The sequence below is a fragment of the Sorangium sp. So ce145 genome, from assembly GCF_051525985.1.
GTDB lineage: Bacteria > Myxococcota_A > Polyangia > Polyangiales > Polyangiaceae > Sorangium > Sorangium cellulosum_B.
This window is the reverse complement of sequence record NZ_CP150315.1, coordinates 9,670,838-9,687,461: the sequence shown is the minus strand read 5'-3', so window position 1 is coordinate 9,687,461 and position 16,624 is coordinate 9,670,838. Positions and strand designations below refer to the sequence as shown.

The window sequence follows — 16,624 nt, the reverse complement described above, 5'->3', positions numbered from 1 at the left end:
AATACGTTCGAATCGCGAACCCCGCGGATGGCATGGACGGTGCTCTATGTCCGGCCAGCGCTGCCGGCGCGGCCTTCCCCCCCCCGAGGCCCCGGTGGCGCTTTTTTTTGGAGTCTTTCCTTTCCGGGCACGGCGCCCGCGCGCACGCCCTGCGTTCCTCGTCCTGGGCGGCGTTCTCTGGTATCTCGCCCGTGCCGCGCCGCGCGCGGCCTCCCGGAGCGATGCCCCTCCTCGCCGACGTCGCGGTGCCCGTCCCGCTCTCGCAGGCCTTCACCTACGAGGTCCCCGCCGCGCTCGCCGGCGAGGTGAGGCCGGGGGCGCGCGTCCTCTGCGAGTTCCATCGGCGCAAGCTGCTCGGCGTGGTGCTCGCCGTCAGCGAGCGCAGCGCGGCCATCGATCCGTCCAAGATCAAGCCGCTCGCGGCGCTCGTCGACGCGCGCCCGGCGCTGCCAGCGGAGCTGCTCGCCTTCCTGCAGGAGCTCGCCGCCTACTACTTCGCGCCGATCGGCGAGGTGCTCCGCCTCGCGCTGCCGGCGATCGAGCGCGAGCAGGTGCGCGCGCTCAAGGCCCAGGGGGAGCTCGACGGCGTCCTCGACCTCGGCCGCGCCAAGCAGGTCGGCGGCCGCAAGGTCGCGTACGCGAGCGCGACCGACGTCGTCGAGGAGCCCGGCACGCTCCGCGGGCAGGCCGCGGCGGTGCTCGCGCTGCTCCGGGCGAACGGCGAGCAGCCGGTCGCGCGGATCGAGGAGCGCTTCGGCAACGCGCGCAGCGCCCTGAAGAAGCTCGCCGAGCGCAACCTCGTCGCCCTGGACGAGCGCGAGCCGCCGCGCGACCCGTTCTTCCGCCGCGCCGAGGAGCGCGACGTGCCCCCCGAGCTCAACGCGGCGCAGGCCGAGGCCGCGGCGCGCATCGACGCCGCGCTCGCGGCGCTCGCGCCGTCCGGGGGAGGGGAGCACCCCGCGATCGCCCAGCAGGAGCCGCGGCCCGCCGGGCAGGAGCCGCGGCCGAGCGCGTTCCTCCTCTTCGGCGTGACCGGCTCCGGCAAGACCGAGGTGTACCTGCGCGCCATCAAGAGCTGCCTCGACCGGGGCCGCGGCGCGCTCGTCATGGTGCCGGAGATCGCCCTCACCCCGCAGCTCGTCGCGCGCTTCCGCGCCCGCTTCGGCGACGAGCTCGCCGTGCTGCACAGCGGGCTGAGCGACGCCGATCGCCATGCGATGTGGGCGAGCCTCCACGGCGGCAAGGTGCGCGTCGCCATCGGGGCGCGCTCCGCGCTGTTCGCGCCGGTGCCGGACCTCGGCCTCATCCTCGTCGACGAGGAGCACGACGGCTCGTTCAAGCAGGAGGAGGGCGTGCGTTACCACGCGCGCGACATGGCGCTGCTCCGCGCCCACCGCGCGGGGGCGGTGTGCGTGCTCGGCTCCGCGACCCCTTCCATCGAGTCCGTCGCGCTGGTGCGCCGCGGCAAGCTCGCCGAGCTGCGCCTGCCGGACCGCGCGCACCGCGAGGCCAGCCTCCCCGAGGTCTCCCTCGTCGATCTCCGCCGCTTCCGCGCCGGCCCCTCGGGCGATCCGCTGATCTCCTTGCCGCTGCACCGCGCGCTCGAGAAGACGCTCGCGGCGAAGGAGCAGGCGATCCTCTTCCTGAACCGCCGCGGCTTCGCGCCGAGCGTCGTCTGCGGCTCGTGCGGGACGCTGACCACGTGCGACGCCTGCTCGGTCGCGCTGACGTACCACCGCGGGCGGCGCCGCGACGCGCGCCCGCCTTCGCCGGGCGGCGCGCCCGCGCCCGCGGCGCCGCTCGACGAGCGGCCGGAGGGGGGGCGGCTGCGCTGCCACTACTGCGACTATGCGGGGCCGCTGCCGGACCGCTGCGGCGCGTGCGGCGCGCGGAACCTGCTGCTCGAGGGGCTCGGCACCGAGCGGCTCGAGGCCACGATCGCCGGCTCGTTCCCGGAGGCGCGCGTGGCGCGCCTCGATCGCGACGTCGCCGGCAAGGATCGCTCGCAGGCGATCCTCGCGAAGATGCGCGAGGGCAAGATCGACATCCTGGTCGGCACGCAGATGGTCACGAAGGGCCATGACCTGCCCAACGTGACCCTGGTCGGCGTGGTGAACGCCGACGCCGCGCTCGGGCTGCCCGACTTCCGCGCGGCCGAGCGCGGCTTCCAGCTGCTCGTGCAGGTGGCCGGGCGCGCGGGGCGGCGCGACCGCCCCGGCCGTGTGCTCATCCAGACGCGCAACCCCGAGCACCCGGCCATCGCGTTCGCCGCGGCGCACGACGTGCCTGGCTTTCTCGAGCGGGAGATCCGCGACCGCGAGGAGGTGGGTTATCCGCCCGCCACGCGCCTCGCGCTGCTCCGGATCGACGCGGTCGACGAGAGCGTGGGGCGCGGCGCCGCGGCGAAGCTCGCGGCCCACGCCCGCACCTGCCCCGAGGGGGCCTCCCGGCGCGTCGAGGTGCTCGGCCCGTCGGCGGCGCCGATCGCGCGGCTGCGCGGGCGCTACCGGTTCCGGGTGCTCCTCCGGGCGCGCGATCGCGGTCCGCTCCGGGGGGCGCTCGCGGCGCTGGCCGGGCTGATAAGGGATGGCCTTGACCGGAACGCCCGGGTGATCATCGACGTGGATCCGGTCGCCATGCTGTGACGGGCGATCCCTGGAGACGGGCGCGCTCGCCGCGCCAGCGGCGCTCTCTATCCAGATCCACGCGCGGTGAGCTCGCCGAGCTCGTCGCGCGACGCGCGCGAGAGCCGCTCGAACTCCGCGCCCAGCCAGTCGAGGAACGCCGCGTCCCACGTCGGCCCTTCCGGGCGGGACGCGACCGCCTCGGCGAGCTCACGGTCCCAGCGGCCGTAGACGTCCCGGAGGAGCGCGTGCGCCCGGCGGCCCTCGGCGGACGCAGGATCCGTCTGGCCGTCCGCGCGCTCGGCGAAGGCGTCCTCGCAGAGGAAGTAATTGCATGTCGCGGCCCGCCGCTCGGCGGGGACGGTGCAGCCGCGCGCGCCGTGATAGACGCACTTCGATTGCCGCGGGGCCGTGCGCTCCTCCCGCTTCCGCACGCGCCGGAGCTCGAGTCCGCGGCTCACGGGGAGCAGGTTGCCTGCGGCGATCTGCTCGAGCAGCCAGCCACGGCCGTCGAGGGAGACGATGCGCCCGATGTCCGTCCAGTCGAGCTCGGGCGGGCTGACGCAGCACCCCGCGGGGCCCTGCGGGCACTGGGCGCACAGCGTCGAGTGCAGCCGGGTGTGCTCTCCTGAAAGCTCCAGACGGATCATCGAACCCCTTGCCGTCCCCCGCAGGGGCCGAGACACGCGCTCGAACCAGCGCACATCCTGCCAGCGAACGCGCGAGGAATGACAGAAGCGCCCCGCGGCTGCAACCGACGCAACCGACGCAACCGACGCAACCGACGCTGACCCCACGTCGACCCGAGCGGCGGCCAAGCGCCTCTCTTCACCGGCATAGCGATCGAGAAGCGCGAGAACTCGCACTCCCGGGCGCTCTTGGAGGAGCTGAATCAGTTATAGTAAGTAACGGACATCGACGTGCGCCCCGCGCGAATGCAGGGAGAAGCGTGCGATCATGCTTTTACGGCCGCGGCGGGAGTTGATAGGCTGCGCCGGCCATGAGCGATGCGCTTCCCAAGGAGGTCGGTCGAGCCATTCGCGTGCTCCGGCAGCTGCACGGGCTCACTTACGCCGAGTTCGCCGAGAAAGCGCGCCTCTCGGCGACCTACCTGCGGCAGGTCGAGCGCGGCGAGCGCGATCTCGGGCTCGGCGCGCTGGCGCTCATCGCACAGGGGCTCAACTGCGATGCTCGGCTCCTCCTGCCCGGCGACGGGAGGAGCCCGGTCTCCGCGGTCGTCGCCGATCGCTTCGATCGCGCGCCCGAGGCTCTCCAGGAGGCGCTCCTCTTCCTGTTGATCGAGCCCGACGACTCGCCCAAGAAGCAGGCCATCCTCGCGCTCATCAACGAGGATCCGGAGCGCGCGCGGCTCCGCTCGCGGCCTCGGCCCGAGGAGCGCGGGTCGCGCGGCTCCGCCCCCTCGTCATCGAGCCGGCGCGGGCGATGAGCCCCTGAGCCGTCACGTCCGCGCGGACCAGCCGCCGACGCGAGATGGCCCGGCGCCGGACTCCGGCCGGCCGCCGCCCCGCGCCTCCGCGCCGGGCATCGACGCGAGGCGCCGCGTGGCCAGCTGCTGAAACGCGGCGAGCGCCCGGCTCCGCCGCTTGTACGCCGTCGAGAGGGGGACTCCCGCCCGGCTCGCGAAGTCCGCCATGGGGACGCCCTCGATGTCGTGGGCCATGAGGATCGCGCCGAGCTCGGCGTCGAGCTCGCGCAGGACCGCGCGCGCGAACAGGCGATCGCACGCCGAGATGATCTGCTCCTCGGCCGAGGGCTCGTCGAGCTCTGCGTCGAAGTCGTCAGGCAACGGCTCCTCCCTCCGGCGCCGCTCGCGCAGCCCGTAGTGGGACGCGGCGTGGACAGCGATCTTGTTCAGCCAGCGGTCGGACGGCCCGAGATCCGGATCGTAGTTCCCGAAGCTCTCATGCGCCGCGAGCATCACGTTCTGGGCGATATCCCAGCGATCCCGGCGCGGGACCCCCAGGAGGCGAAGCCATCGCCGCACGAGCACGATCGTTTTCTTGTTGAAGATCCGCCAGTAGGCCCCTTCTCTGTCGTTCGGCGGCCCTGAACCGTGGCCTCCACGCCCCGTTCCCGACATCGCGTAACGATCGTTATCACAAGAAACGGAACTTGCAAAAACTGGTTGCGGCGATCACAGGCAAAATTCGATCGAAAAAGTGGTCGAAGGTATGTGCATGTGGTCATCTCCTGCGCCGCCCTCCGCCTGCGCAACTGCGCGCATGCAGGCCGAATCGCTCGGGAAAGCGCCGCTTGACGATGGTTCTCGGGATGTAACGATCGTTCCTCACCCGAACCGCGCCAGGGGGGCTTCTGGCATCGTGGGCCACGATGGTGCTCCCGCCCGCCTGCTGCGGCGCGCTCGACGCACGGGCGGGCTCGGCGGCTGCCTGGCGCACCGCGGCGGCGGGCGCCTCCTCGCGCGGGTAGGTAAACAGACACGCGAGACACGCGAGCCGCCGCTGCTTTCCTCGCTGGACGCCGCCGCATCGCGCCGGTAGACAGGCGGCGCTCGATGCACAGCTTCCATCGAAGGATGCCGGCCCCACGGCGGAGCGGCGCGCCCTGCGGGGGGCGTTTCGCGACCGTCCGCGCGGGTGCTGGCGAGGCGCCCATCGCTCATGTCGGCTGACGCGGGGAAGCCAGGGACGGCGCGCGGCGACGACGCGGCGCCCGCGGCGAGCGACGGGGCAGGGGCCCCGGCGGCGCGCCAGCGGGTCGCCTACTTCGGGCGGCCCGGGACGTTCAGCCACGAGGTCGCGTCCCGGCGCTTCGGCGCGAGCGCGGAGCTCACGCCCCGGCGCACCATCTCGGAGGTGTTCGACGCCGTGGCCGGCGGCGCGGCGACCTACGGCGTCGTGCCGATCGAGAACGCGGTGGGCGGACCGATCTACGACACCGTCGATCAGCTGATCCGCCGCGAGGGCACGGGCGCCGCGCTCGCCGTGTGCGAGGAGCTCTCGCTGCACGTCACGCTGTCGCTCCTCGGCAGGGCGGGCGTGGCGCCGAAGCGCATCTATTCGCATTTCGTCCCGCTCAAGCACTGCGGCGACTGGCTGCGCGAGACCTACCCTGACGCGCAGATCCTCGAGGCCGAGAGCACCGCCGAGGCGGTCGAGCGCGCCGCGCAGGACGGCGAGGCCTGCGCGATCGGCAACAAGGGCGCGGCGGCCATCTACAAGCTGGAGATCCTCGTGCCGAAGCTCGGCGCGAAGGGCGAGAACATCACGCGCTTCTTCATCGTCGGGAAGGCCGCGGAGCCGCCGGCCTCGGGGGGGCGGACGCTGCTCCTGTTCGGGCTCGACCACCGCCCGGGCGCCCTGGTCGCGGCGCTCTCCGCGCTCGGGAGACACCACATCAACCTCACGCGCATCGTCTCTCGCGCGCTGCCGGACAGCCCTGAAGAGTACCTCTTCCTCGTCGAGTGCGAGGGCAGCACGGAGGAGCCTGCGTTCAAGGAAGCCCTCGCGTTGCTCGAGCAGCACGCGACGGGCGTACGCTCGCTCGGCTCGTTCCGCGTCAGCCAGAAGTACGAGTAGGCGCCCCGGGCCGACCCGGTGACGCTCGCCGATCCGCGCGGGCGCCGCGCGGATCGGCCGGTGCGTCGGATGACCGCGAGTCCACCGCGGCGGACGCGCGCCAGCCGCTCGTCGCGTGGGCGCCCCCACGCGCGGGGAGGACAACGCCGCTGCGAAGCTGGGAATATCTTCGCGCGGGGTATCCCGCGTGACTCACGCGCTCTTTTCAATAACCAGTTGGCCCTCGCCTGTGACTAGAACGCTCGGCAGGTGCGGTTTCGCACTCCTCACGAGGCAGGGTGGCATGGATCTACATTGGCGATGGCTCTTCGTTGTGGTGCCGGCGCTCATGGGTTCTCTGGAAGCGTGTGATGTGGGCCCATGGGAATCGGAGTTGACGGTCGACAGCGAGGTGCAGAGCGGCGGGGCGAGCCAGAAGCGCCTCCCCGCCGGCGCGAGCTGCAGCTGCGATGCGGACTGCGACGGCGAGGCGGCCGTCTGCATGCTCGGCATCTGCATGCAGCGCGCGGAGGGGCTGTGTACGGCGCCGAACAGCGAGCAGGGCTGCGCGCCCGGCTCTCGCTGCTTCAACACGGACATCCTGACCGACTCGGGGGTGTGTTATCCCCTCTATGATCCAGAGACCTGCGATGGCGTGCAGAGCCGTCATGGCCTGTGCTCTCCTCGGCGCGGCGGCGGGTGCAACGCGGCCTGCGGCGCGGCGTGCGCGGAGGACACGGCCGGCGCCGGGGGGATCGGCGCGGCCTGCGACGCCGACGAGGCGTGCTCGCTGCGCGGCGCGACCTGCTATCGTGACGAGGATCCCTCGGCGCCGAACGGCTGGGTGGAGGGGTACTGCCTCGCCTTCGACTGCGAGAGCGATGACGAGTGCGGGCCAGGCGCGGGCTGCTTCCCCGCGGCGGAGGGCGGCTCGCCGGTGTGCCTGAGCACCTGCGGCAGCGATCTCGACTGCCGGCCTGGCTACGTGTGTCACACCGTCGACGGCGAGGGCAGGTCGGCCTGCTTCGCCGGCTGCGACGGCGCCTCGACCTGCCCGGAGGGCACGACCTGCCTCGGGGAGCTCTGCGTATCGGACGATGTCGCGTGCTCACCCGACGTCCCGTCCGGCTGGTGTCCGGAGGGCAGCTCCTGCGACGGCGGCGCGTGCCGCAAGGGCCCCTCCGCCTGCGGCGCCGAGGGCGACGCGCTCGAGCCCAACGACGACCTGGGAGCAGCGGTGACCGCGCCCATGGGCGTCACGAGGGACCTCACTCTCTGCGAGGGGGACGAGGACTGGTTCAAGATCGTGGTGCCGGAGCGGACCATCGTCCGCGTGGGCATCCGGTTCCGTCAGGCCGCCGGGGACATCGATCTGGTGGTCTATGACGGCGTGGGCCGCCTGCTCGGCGCGCGCAACGGCGCGCAGTACCCGTACGCGTACCGCGATCAGGAGACGGACACCGAGTTCTACGGGTTCTACTCCGAGCGGGGTGGTGCCGAGTACTTCGTCCGGGTCGTCGGCCACGACGGCGCGCAGAACGTCTATGGCCTGGACGTCACGTCGACTCCGTATGTCGACGGCCCGAGCTGCGTGGACGCCGGCTTCTCGTTCGACGAGTGCGCCGGCTTCGGCGAGCGCGGCGGCGGGCTCTTGCCGTTCCCGTTCCCCGACCCCGACGACTTGGTGGTCGGCGGCGGTTACATCTGGGAGACGTTCAGCAATTACCGCTTTGCTCGGCGCGAGCTCATCATGCTCGTCCGGGACGCCCTCGCGGAGACGCTGCGCGCGTTCCCGGGCACGACGCCGCTCTCGCTGATCGACGTCTGCCAGATCAACGGCGTCACGCCCGGCTACGACGTCGACAGCCCGCGTCACCCCGAGTCGACGCACGACCAGGGTGGCAACATCGACATCGCCTATTTCCAGACGGACGGATCGAACGATGGGGAGATCATCTGCGGAGACGGGTCGAAGCACGAGGACGGGTACTGCTCTTCGGCGGCGAAGCGGAAGCACATCGTCGACCTCGAGCGGGAGGCGTTCTTCATGGCCAGGCTGTTCCGCTCGCCCCGCACGCGCGTCATCGGCGTGGACAAGGTCATCGCGCCGTTCCTGTCGAGGACCGCGGCCCAGCTGAACGCCCTTCCGGCCCGGGATCGGCGGAAGATCACCGACGACGAGCTCGCGAGCTTCTCGGATCGGATGGCGTACGGCGAGGGGTGGCCGTATCACCACCACCACATCCACCTCAGCATGAACTGGTGGCCGAAGAAGACCGCGGCCGGCGGCGGCTCGCCGGAGGCGTCGTTCGCGGCGCCGCCCTCCATCCATCGTTCGCCCGCGCTCGCGGCCGAGCAGCGGATGGTGTGGCCCCCGCGGCCCGCGATCGTGCGGTGAAAGGTCGCTTGCGCGACTCGCCTCTCTCCTGGAAAAGTGCGCTGTATCCACAACGCACTCGTGCATCGAAGGATGCCTCGTCTTACTCCACAGCCGCTGCCTGCGGGGCCTTCTACCAGGCGATGTGCAACAAGCGACGAATGCCGGCCTGAGCCATGGGATTCCCGGCGTTGATCGTGGCTCTTCGCACGTGGATCCGGGGTGGCGTGCAGGCCCCTGTCACCCTCGATACCTGACGCGCCGATGCGCGTGAAACAGCGGAGGATAACTACATGAGGGTAGGAATGTGGGATCAGCTCGGGTCCCATCTTCCACGCCCCGCGCCGCCATGCTTTACTGTCGCCGTTCTTGGGAAGATGTTGCCGCCTTTTCGGCGCCTTGTCCGCCGGACGGACAGGTCATCGACCACCTGAGGAGAGCTGCTTTATGAGCAAGGAACGAGATACCGAGACCCAGGGCCCGTTGTTCAAGGTCGTTGACCGGCGGCAGGCGCTCCTGGGGCTGGGAGTGATTGCCGTCACCGTGTCGTGCGGAGACGGCGGCGAGTCGGATGACCCCAGCGGCGCCGGCACCGGCGGAGGCTCTGCGAGCTCCGGGGGCGGCAGCGGGACCACGGGCCCGGGCTCGGGCTCGGGAGGCGGGGGGGCCGATCCTTCCACCTCCACGGCGGGCTCGGGCGGCGCGGGACCGGGCAGCACCAGCTCCACGGCGGGCTCGGGCGGCTCGGGCGAGGGCGGCTCCGAGCCGGGTACGGGAGGTAGCGGCGGCAGCGGCGGCGGCGACGGCCTCGAGGCGCCGCCGTTCGACAACGTGCCGATGTGCAGGGCGATCAACAAGACGGACGGCGCCGGCCAGGGCCCCTTCTTCATTCACGAGCTCGAGAAGAACGACGACATCTCCCTGATCCGACAGGACATTCGTGGTCGCTACAATGAGAGCGCGCCAGAAGGTGTGGAGATGCACCTCCACCTGCGCGTGGTCGACCTGAGCGCGCCCGACTGCGATGGCAAGGGGGTAGGCCTGCCCGACGTGGACGTCTACATCTGGCACACGGACGGGCAGGGGTTCTACAGCGGCTTCGGGACCAGGGGGACCGCCAACGAGCAGAAGCCCGACTCGCCCTACGCGGGCAGGCCGGGTCAGAACGATCTCACCAACACGGACCGTTTCTGTCGCGGCGTGCAGACCACGGACGCGAACGGCGTCGTCTCGTTCCGCAGCATCTTCCCCGGCTGGTACAACGGCCGCGACGTTCACATCCACTTCGTCTGCTTCAAGAAGGGGTCGATGTCGAAGGGGCGCACCACGTACCAGGGTGGAGACCACATCTTCACGACGCAGTTCTACTTCGATCCCGCCTTCACCGACTCCGTTCATACCAAGTACGAGCCGTACAAGGCGCGCACCACCGGCAACCTGGCGAATTACTACCAGGGCGCCATCAAGGCCGACGAAGCGGGCAACAGCGGCCTTCGTGCCAAGGCCGTGATGGACGGGGACATCGTGATCGCTCAGATGCAGATCGCGGTGAATCCGGGCTAGCACACCTGCGGGAAGTTGCCCCGGATCGGCAGAAAAACCGCCATGGCGAAGGCCGCCAAGGAGAGAGAGAAAGCGCCGTCCCGGCGGTTTTCCCTCTGAGCTCGCTGGTTTCTTGGCGTCCTTCGCGTCACGGCGGCTCGCTTCCCTGTCCGACTTCCCGCAGCAGTGCTAGAGTCGGGGCCATGAGACGTGATGGCCCTGACGCCGCTCCCTCGTCGATGGCCAGCGAAGTCGGCGGCTGCTTGTTACGGCAGTTCGAGATAGCCTGGCAGCTCACCAGCTTTCACCTCGACGGGCTCTCCACCGAAGAGTGCTTGTGGCGCCCTGCTGACCAGGGATTGCACGTTCGTCAAACCCCCGATGGCCAGTGGCGCGCCGACTGGCCGGAGCACGAGGGCTACGATCTCGGCCCGCCGAGCATCGCGTGGCTGACGTGGCATCTCGGCTTCTGGTGGTCCATGGTGCTCGACCACGCCTTCGGCGACGGCGCTCTCGCTCGCGAGAACGTGACGTGGCCTGGCAACGCCGACGACGTGCGCGCATGGCTCGGAAGACTTCAGGGCCAGTGGCGAGCGGCGCTCGAGCAGGCTACCGACGACGACCTGCGCTCGACACGACGGACGCGATGGCCCTTCCAGGACCGCCCGTTCGGTGATGTCGTCGCGTGGGCCAACGTCGAGCTCACGAAGAACGCCGCCGAGATCGGCTATGCACGCTTCCTCTACGCACGAAGGCCGCGCAGCTAGAGGGCGAGCTTGCGCAACTCCAGGAGGCCCGATCAGGGCACGACCGTGATCCGGTCGAGCGCGGGCGGGGAGACGGGCGAGTTCGCCGCGAAGTAGTCCCGCAGCGCGTCCAGATCCAGCGCGCCGCCGAGGCGATCGGTGCCGTCGTTGAGCACGGTGAAGCCGTCGCCGCCCGTCGCCAGGAAGCTGTTCACCGTCACCCGGTAGGTCCGCGCCGCCTCGATCGGGACGCCGTTGATCCGGATCGAGGCGATGTCGACCTTCGCGCCGATGGGCGCGCTCTGGCTGTACGTGTACGTGAAGCCGTCCGAGACCTGCAGGATCAGGCTCTGTCGCACGCCCCCCGCGTCCAGCCGGAACTGCTGCTCCAGCAGCGTGTGGATCTGCGCCCCCGTGAGGGTCATCACGACAAGGCTGTTGCCGAAGGGCTGCGCCGTGAATACCTCACCGAACGTGACCACCCCGTCGCTGACCTCGGTGGGCGAGGCCTCGTAGGTGAGGTCCGCGCGGATGCCGCCCGGGTTCATGAACGCGATCTCGGCCCCGCCGGTCCTCGCGTCGCGCGTGGCGGCGAGCTGGGCGTCGGCGATCACCGCGCCCATCGTGAACAGCCCGGCGCCCATGGCCGGGACCGCGCGGTCGAGCGTCGCGGTGATGGTGCCGACCTGCACGCTGGCCAGCGGCGCCGCGAGCTCCTTGTAGCGCGTCACCAGGGTGCTCACGCCCTCGTTGGGCGCTTCGCGCGTCACGATGACGTTGTTCGCCGTCTTCGCCGTCACGTCGCCCGTGCTCTTGCTGATCTCCAGATCGATGTCCGTCACCAGGCGGCCGAACGACGCCGCGCTCGTCACGATCTTGTCGCCGAGGATGCAGTTGTACGCTTGATGGGTGTGCCCTGAGACGATCACGTCGACGGCGGGGTCGATGTTCGTGGCGATCTCGACGATGGGGCCAGAGAGGCCCGGGCACTCGTTGAAGAGGCCGGTGGGGAGCCCTCCCTCGTGGAGCAGCACGACGATCGCCTCGATGCCCTGCGCCTGGAGCTCGGGGACGATGTCGTTCACCGTATCGACCTCATCCATGAAGGACAGCCCCGCGACGCCGATCGGCGTCACGATGGATGGCGTGTCCTCGAGCGTCATGCCGATGAAAGCGATCTTCACGCCGTCGAACTCGCGGATGTCGTAGCGCGGGAAGAGCGTCCTGCCGGTCGTCGTGTCCACGACGACGTTGGCGGCGAGGAACTTGAAGCTCGCGCCCGGGAAGAAGGTGCCGTCCGCGCAGCCGTCGGCCGGGCTGCACCCGCCGTACTGCATCCGGAGGAGCTCCGCTGTGCCCTTGTCGAACTCGTGGTTGCCGACACCGTTGATGTCGAGGCCGAGGAGGTTCATGGCCTCGATCGTGGGCTCATCATGGAAGAGCGCCGACACCAGCGGGCTCGCGCCGATGAGATCGCCGGCCGAGACCACCACGGTGTTCGGGTTCGTGGCGCGGAGCGCGGCGACGCGGGACGCCAGGTAAGTGACGCCGCCGGCGTCCACGGTGGTGCTGGTGGGCGTGGCAGATACGGTGATCCTGCCGCTGCTGCCCGTGGGGGGCTCCAGGTTGCCATGGAAGTCGTTGAAGGCGATGATCTGCACGCTCACGGTGTCGCCGCCGGAGCCGCCAGTGCCGTCCGAGCCGCCGGAGCCAGCCGCGCCGGAGCCACCCGAGCCACCGGCACCGGAGCCGCCGGTACCGCCGGAACCACCTGAGCCGGCAGCGCCGTCCGAGCCGCCGGAGCCGCCGGAGCCAGCCGCGCCGGAGCCGCCCGAGCCGCCGGCACCGGAGCCGCCGGAGCCGGCATCGCCGCCGGAGCCGGCATCGCCGCCGGAGCCACCCGAGCCGGCAGCGCCGCCGCCCGAGCTGGTACCCGTCGCGCCGCCGCTGCCGCTCGACACCGAAGCGGTGGTCGTCCCCTCGTCATCGCCGCAGCCCGCGCTGGCGACGGGGGGCACGCACAGCGCGGCTCCGAGGAGCGTGATCCGCCACGTTCGTGCGCATCGCCCGAGGACCCACGAAGCTCCGCTCGATCTCATCTCTGCTCCTCCACGTCGCAGCGCTCGCCGTTCCATGGTGCCACATGCTGGATTCCCCTGGAAACGGCCATGTGAACGCCGCGCGGCGGGCTCATGGCCGGCCGCGGCCGCGGCTCCAGAACGCCACGACGTCCTCTGGCAGCTCGCGCTCGCGCAGGACCCGGAGGTCGTCGGCGTCGACGCCGAGCACAGCAGGGATGCCGCGGCTGCAATGGCGGGACCACATGCTCAGCGTGTAAGCCCCCGTGTCGCGGATGAGCACGAGATCGCCGGGCGACAGCTCCGGAAACGCGAGCTCGCGGGCCAGCACGTCGCCGCCGAAACAGAGCGGGCCGCCGAGGGTGCACGGCGAGAGCGGCCCCCCCTTGGGCTCCGCCTCGGGATCGAGCGCCATGAAGTCATGGTGCCAGTCGTCCGGGTGATACGCGCGGCGCAGCAGGAAGTCGGCGCCGAGGTGAAGGATCGCGGTGCGCCCGGCCGAGTCCTTCTTCACGTACTCCACCCGCGAGACCGCGAAGCCGCAGCCCGCCTGGATCCAGCGCCCGAACTCGGTGATCAGCGTGGTCCCCTCCTCGAAGAGCGTCGGCACCTCGCGCCGCAGCGCGGCCGCGTAGTCCTCGAGCGCCGGGGGGCGGTCCGTGCTCCGGTAGGCGACCGGCAGACCGCCGCCGATATCCATGGTTCCGGCGGCGAGCGGGCCCATCGCGCGCCGGAGCTCCTGGCGCAGCGCCTCGACGCGGCCGATCCCGTCGATGAGCTGCGAGAGCGCGCACCCCTGCGAGCCGACGTGCACGTGCAGCCCGGCGAGCCACGCGTACCGCGCAAAGGCGGCGCGCACCGCGTCCGCCTGTTCGAGGGGGACCCCGAACTTGGAGCGCCGATCCGCCACGCTGGTCAGGGCGATGCTGGAGGCCCCGACCTGCGGGTTGATGCGCAGACCGATGCGGCTGGCCGCCCCCCCGTGACCGACGAGCTCGTCGATGCGTCCGAGCTCGTCGAGGTTGTCGGCGTTGATCCGCACGCCCAGGCGGAGGGCCTCCGCGATGTCGGCGCGGGACTTCGCGGGAGAGTCGTAGACGATGCGGTCGGGCGGGCAGCCGGCGGCGAGCGCGAGCTTCACCTCCTCGAGCGAGGCCGCCTCGAGCCCAGCGCCGCAGTCGACCGCCGCCCGCAGGACCTCGACGAGGGGGTTCGCCTTGATCGCGACGGTGTGGAGGGCGCCCGGCGGAAACGCCGCGCCGATCCGTCCGATGCGCGCCCGCATGCGCCCCAGGTCGTGGAACAGGACCGCCGGCTCCACATCCATCCCGCGGCGCCGCGCCTCGCGGAACGCGCGCGCCATGCTCCCGGGATCCAGCCGATCCGTGTCGCTCATGGAACCTCCCTGCCGCAGTCTGGCGCTCCGGAGGGCGATTGTCCGCCCCGCGCCGGCGCGGCGAACGGCAGAGGTGCCCTGTTTCCTCGAAATTTCGTGACGTTCAACGGGCAGCGGGCAGGCGCGGTCCCGGCTCGCCGAGGGGTGGCCCGGGTCGAGCCGTGGGCGTGACGCGCGGCCCCCCGGGGGGACACCCGTGCGCTCAGGCATCGACGACGATGTTGAGAATGCTGGTGATCAGCCCCGAGGTGTACGTGGCCGGCATGACCACGCTGCCTGGCGGCGGATCGAGGCTGGGCGCCGCGAGGTTCGCCGAGCGAGCCGCGTAGGCTGGCTCCTTCTGGAAGACCTCCGCGCTGAGGTCCGCGTCGAAATAGAGCTGCGTCGTGATCAGCCTGGTCGTGGCTCCGTTGATGCGAGCGACCATGTGGACGTGGACCGGCCGCCCCGCGTCCGACCCGGGATAGATCGACTTGAAGCCCACGATCCCGTTGCGGTCCGAGAGCTGCACGCCGCGGCAGAACCGATCCTGGCTCTCCGGCGTGCGCTCGGCCGCGCCCGTGGACGGCGTGGAGGGGCTCTGATGCTCGAAGCCGCTGGTTCGCCCATCCGCGTCACAGTGCCAGATGTAGACCTCGGCGTCGGGGATGGGCTCGTTGTTGTTCCGGGCGTCGAGCAGGCGGACATAGAGCCGGAGCTCGCAGCCGGGGTGGGCGTCCCGGATGTCGCTGCGAAACAGGCTGATGTCGTTCGGGATCTCGCTGTCGTCGATGAAGAACGGACCCCCGATGTCCGTGGCGGTCAATCGGCAGCTGCCGGCGCCCTTGAAGAGCGACGGATCCAGCGCGTCGGCGCCGCCTGCGCCCACGCCGCCGCCGGCGCTGCTCGATCTGGTGGCGAAGGGGCCGGCGGTGCAGCTGCCCGAGCTGCCAGGGCCGTTCCACGTGCCCCCTTCGCCGCCGGTGCCGCTCCCGCTCAGGTCGCCGCCCCTCTCGTCGTCCTCCCGGCAGGACACGAGTACGGGCCTGGTGATGGCGAACGCCCCGAGCTTGACGAGGGGCTGCCGACGGTTGAAGACCCAGTCGAGCAGCTCTCGCGGCACGGCTCCTTGGCTATTTCGCATACAACGGTCTCCTTCGATGAGTCGCTGATCTGACCCGTGCAATCACCCTGGCTCGACCGGACAGGGAGCGGCGTCCCGCCCCGGCGCTGCCCATGCTGGCGCCGTGGCTGACGGTGGGGCCGTGGCCGACGCCGCCAGCGCCGCCGGTCGCCGAGGAGACGCCCGTCGGCGCCGCGTCGTCGTCATCGGGCGCGTCATCGCCGTCCCCGGTCTCGGACTGGCACGCCGCCATGACGAGCGACGGGATGAGCGCGCCGAGGATGGGTCGGAGAGCACGGGTACCGAAGCTGCCCGAGGACAGGCTGCCCCACCCGTTGTTCACGGTGAGACAGTGCTTCAAGGACATACGGGCTTGGCCCTCCTAAGTAAGAACCGGGCGACGCGCCGAGGTGCGCGGTACCGGAGCGACGTACCGCGAATGGGAAGCTCTCGCCCCGTCCAGCTCTATCGTGGCAGAGCCAGGGCTCTCATCGAAGCAGCTCTGGTGAAGAATTGCAGTGCGCGCGGCGCGCACAAGGTTTCCTGTGTGACTCAGACGAATTCCCGGAACGCGCCGATGTGATCACGGCATGGGCTCGAGGAAGGGGCAGGCCGGTCCTCGGAGGCCGCCGCGGGGCACCTGACCAGCGCGCAGCCGGGCGTGGAGGGCCCAGGGGGCGCCGCCGGGGACGCGCTCTCCTGTCGGAAGGCCGACAATCGCTTCTGATTTTGCCGTTTGTGGTGTACTAGGCGCCCCCCGAGAGCTCGAGCCGGACCCCCGCATGACCCGCATCCTCCTCATCGACGACTCCGCCGCGATGCGGACCTACATGCGAGCGGCGCTCGAGGGGGCGCCAGAGCTCGGGCCGGCGGTCGAGGTCGCCGAGACGGCGAGCGGGTTCGAGGCGCTCCGGCGGATGCACGGGGGCGCGTACGACGCGGTGATCATCGACATCCACCTGCCGGACATCGACGGCCTGGAGCTCATCCGTTTCATCCGGCAGAGCCGGCACCATCGCGACGTCGCGGTCGTCATCGTCTCGTCGATGTCCTCGTCGCGCGAGCGGGAGCGGGCGTTCCGGCTCGGCGCCCACGCGTTCGTCGCCAAGCCGTTCGCCCCGGATACGCTGGTGGCCGCCGTCCGGCGGGGGGTCGCGTCGAGCCAGCTGGGCCTGCGCGTCGCGACGTAGGCGGGCGCGACGCCTCGCGGCGAGGCTTCC

General features: G+C 71.2%; 12 protein-coding genes. 7 read left to right on the top strand and 5 right to left on the bottom strand.

Features of this window, described 5'->3' with window-relative positions:
* Positions 1 to 221: 221 nt before the first annotated feature.
* A complete protein-coding gene (gene priA, locus WMF34_RS35840) occupies positions 222 to 2,645 on the top strand; it encodes a replication restart helicase PriA (RefSeq protein WP_437990652.1) in 2,424 nt (807 codons plus the stop codon).
* A 47-nt stretch (positions 2,646 to 2,692) separates the two neighbouring features.
* On the opposite strand, the gene WMF34_RS35835 is transcribed toward priA, so the two are convergent.
* Positions 2,693 to 3,274 carry a hypothetical protein gene (locus WMF34_RS35835; RefSeq protein ID WP_012239655.1) on the bottom strand — a complete coding sequence of 194 codons (582 nt, stop codon included), beginning with the start codon at positions 3,272 to 3,274 and terminating at the stop codon, positions 2,693 to 2,695.
* Positions 3,275 to 3,624: 350 nt separating this feature from the next.
* On the opposite strand from WMF34_RS35835, the gene WMF34_RS35830 reads away from it, so the two are divergent.
* Positions 3,625 to 4,071 carry a helix-turn-helix domain-containing protein gene (locus tag WMF34_RS35830; protein ID WP_012239654.1) on the top strand — a complete coding sequence of 149 codons (447 nt, stop codon included), beginning with the start codon at positions 3,625 to 3,627 and terminating at the stop codon, positions 4,069 to 4,071.
* Between the two features lie 12 nt (positions 4,072 to 4,083).
* Here WMF34_RS35830 and WMF34_RS35825 read toward each other — a convergent pair whose 3' ends face one another.
* Positions 4,084 to 4,725, bottom strand: coding sequence for a sigma-70 family RNA polymerase sigma factor (locus tag WMF34_RS35825; RefSeq protein ID WP_012239653.1), 642 nt, complete (start codon positions 4,723 to 4,725; stop codon positions 4,084 to 4,086).
* Between the two features lie 541 nt (positions 4,726 to 5,266).
* Between WMF34_RS35825 and WMF34_RS35820 the strand changes: the two genes are divergently transcribed.
* The 4 genes from WMF34_RS35820 to WMF34_RS35805 all read left to right on the top strand — a co-directional run bounded on the left by WMF34_RS35820 (position 5,267) and on the right by WMF34_RS35805 (position 10,849).
* The gene (locus tag WMF34_RS35820) at positions 5,267 to 6,184 is read left to right on the top strand and encodes a prephenate dehydratase (RefSeq protein ID WP_437990651.1); all 918 of its coding nucleotides are present in this window, start codon (positions 5,267 to 5,269) and stop codon (positions 6,182 to 6,184) included.
* Positions 6,185 to 6,557: 373 nt separating this feature from the next.
* A complete protein-coding gene (locus WMF34_RS35815) occupies positions 6,558 to 8,561 on the top strand; it encodes a hypothetical protein (protein ID WP_437990650.1) in 2,004 nt (667 codons plus the stop codon).
* 426 nt (positions 8,562 to 8,987) lie between these two features.
* Complete coding sequence (locus WMF34_RS35810; protein WP_437990649.1) at positions 8,988 to 10,103, top strand: hypothetical protein; 1,116 nt, start codon at positions 8,988 to 8,990, stop codon at positions 10,101 to 10,103.
* 218 nt (positions 10,104 to 10,321) lie between these two features.
* Positions 10,322 to 10,849, top strand: a complete 528-nt coding sequence (locus WMF34_RS35805; protein WP_044966610.1) for a DinB family protein — start codon at positions 10,322 to 10,324, stop codon at positions 10,847 to 10,849.
* Between the two features lie 32 nt (positions 10,850 to 10,881).
* Here WMF34_RS35805 and WMF34_RS35800 read toward each other — a convergent pair whose 3' ends face one another.
* The 3 genes from WMF34_RS35800 to WMF34_RS35790 all read right to left on the bottom strand — a co-directional run bounded on the left by WMF34_RS35800 (position 10,882) and on the right by WMF34_RS35790 (position 15,425).
* Positions 10,882 to 12,927: a bifunctional metallophosphatase/5'-nucleotidase gene (locus tag WMF34_RS35800; protein WP_437990648.1), complete on the bottom strand. Its 2,046-nt coding sequence runs from the start codon at positions 12,925 to 12,927 to the stop codon at positions 10,882 to 10,884.
* A 91-nt stretch (positions 12,928 to 13,018) separates the two neighbouring features.
* Complete coding sequence (locus WMF34_RS35795) at positions 13,019 to 14,302, bottom strand: diaminopimelate decarboxylase (RefSeq protein ID WP_437990647.1); 1,284 nt, start codon at positions 14,300 to 14,302, stop codon at positions 13,019 to 13,021.
* A 202-nt stretch (positions 14,303 to 14,504) separates the two neighbouring features.
* Positions 14,505 to 15,425 (bottom strand): protocatechuate 3,4-dioxygenase, encoded by a 921-nt coding sequence (locus WMF34_RS35790; RefSeq protein WP_437990646.1) that lies wholly within the window; start codon positions 15,423 to 15,425, stop codon positions 14,505 to 14,507.
* A gap of 761 nt (positions 15,426 to 16,186) precedes the next feature.
* Between WMF34_RS35790 and WMF34_RS35785 the strand changes: the two genes are divergently transcribed.
* Positions 16,187 to 16,594, top strand: coding sequence for a response regulator (locus WMF34_RS35785; RefSeq protein ID WP_437990645.1), 408 nt, complete (start codon positions 16,187 to 16,189; stop codon positions 16,592 to 16,594).
* Positions 16,595 to 16,624 lie beyond the last annotated feature (30 nt).

What these genes read in the sequence shown, in the direction of transcription:
- priA (WP_437990652.1), top strand. Translation starts at nt 222, where the DNA reads ATGCCCCTCCTCGCCGACGTCGCGGTGCCCGTCCCGCTCTCGCAGGCC.
- WMF34_RS35800 (WP_437990648.1), bottom strand. Translation starts at nt 12,927, where the DNA reads ATGAGATCGAGCGGAGCTTCGTGGGTCCTCGGGCGATGCGCACGAACG.
- WMF34_RS35830 (WP_012239654.1), top strand. Translation starts at nt 3,625, where the DNA reads ATGAGCGATGCGCTTCCCAAGGAGGTCGGTCGAGCCATTCGCGTGCTC.
- WMF34_RS35825 (WP_012239653.1), bottom strand. Translation starts at nt 4,725, where the DNA reads ATGTCGGGAACGGGGCGTGGAGGCCACGGTTCAGGGCCGCCGAACGAC.
- WMF34_RS35820 (WP_437990651.1), top strand. Translation starts at nt 5,267, where the DNA reads ATGTCGGCTGACGCGGGGAAGCCAGGGACGGCGCGCGGCGACGACGCG.
- WMF34_RS35835 (WP_012239655.1), bottom strand. Translation starts at nt 3,274, where the DNA reads ATGATCCGTCTGGAGCTTTCAGGAGAGCACACCCGGCTGCACTCGACG.
- WMF34_RS35795 (WP_437990647.1), bottom strand. Translation starts at nt 14,302, where the DNA reads ATGAGCGACACGGATCGGCTGGATCCCGGGAGCATGGCGCGCGCGTTC.
- WMF34_RS35790 (WP_437990646.1), bottom strand. Translation starts at nt 15,425, where the DNA reads ATGCGAAATAGCCAAGGAGCCGTGCCGCGAGAGCTGCTCGACTGGGTC.
- WMF34_RS35805 (WP_044966610.1), top strand. Translation starts at nt 10,322, where the DNA reads ATGGCCAGCGAAGTCGGCGGCTGCTTGTTACGGCAGTTCGAGATAGCC.
- WMF34_RS35785 (WP_437990645.1), top strand. Translation starts at nt 16,187, where the DNA reads ATGACCCGCATCCTCCTCATCGACGACTCCGCCGCGATGCGGACCTAC.
- WMF34_RS35810 (WP_437990649.1), top strand. Translation starts at nt 8,988, where the DNA reads ATGAGCAAGGAACGAGATACCGAGACCCAGGGCCCGTTGTTCAAGGTC.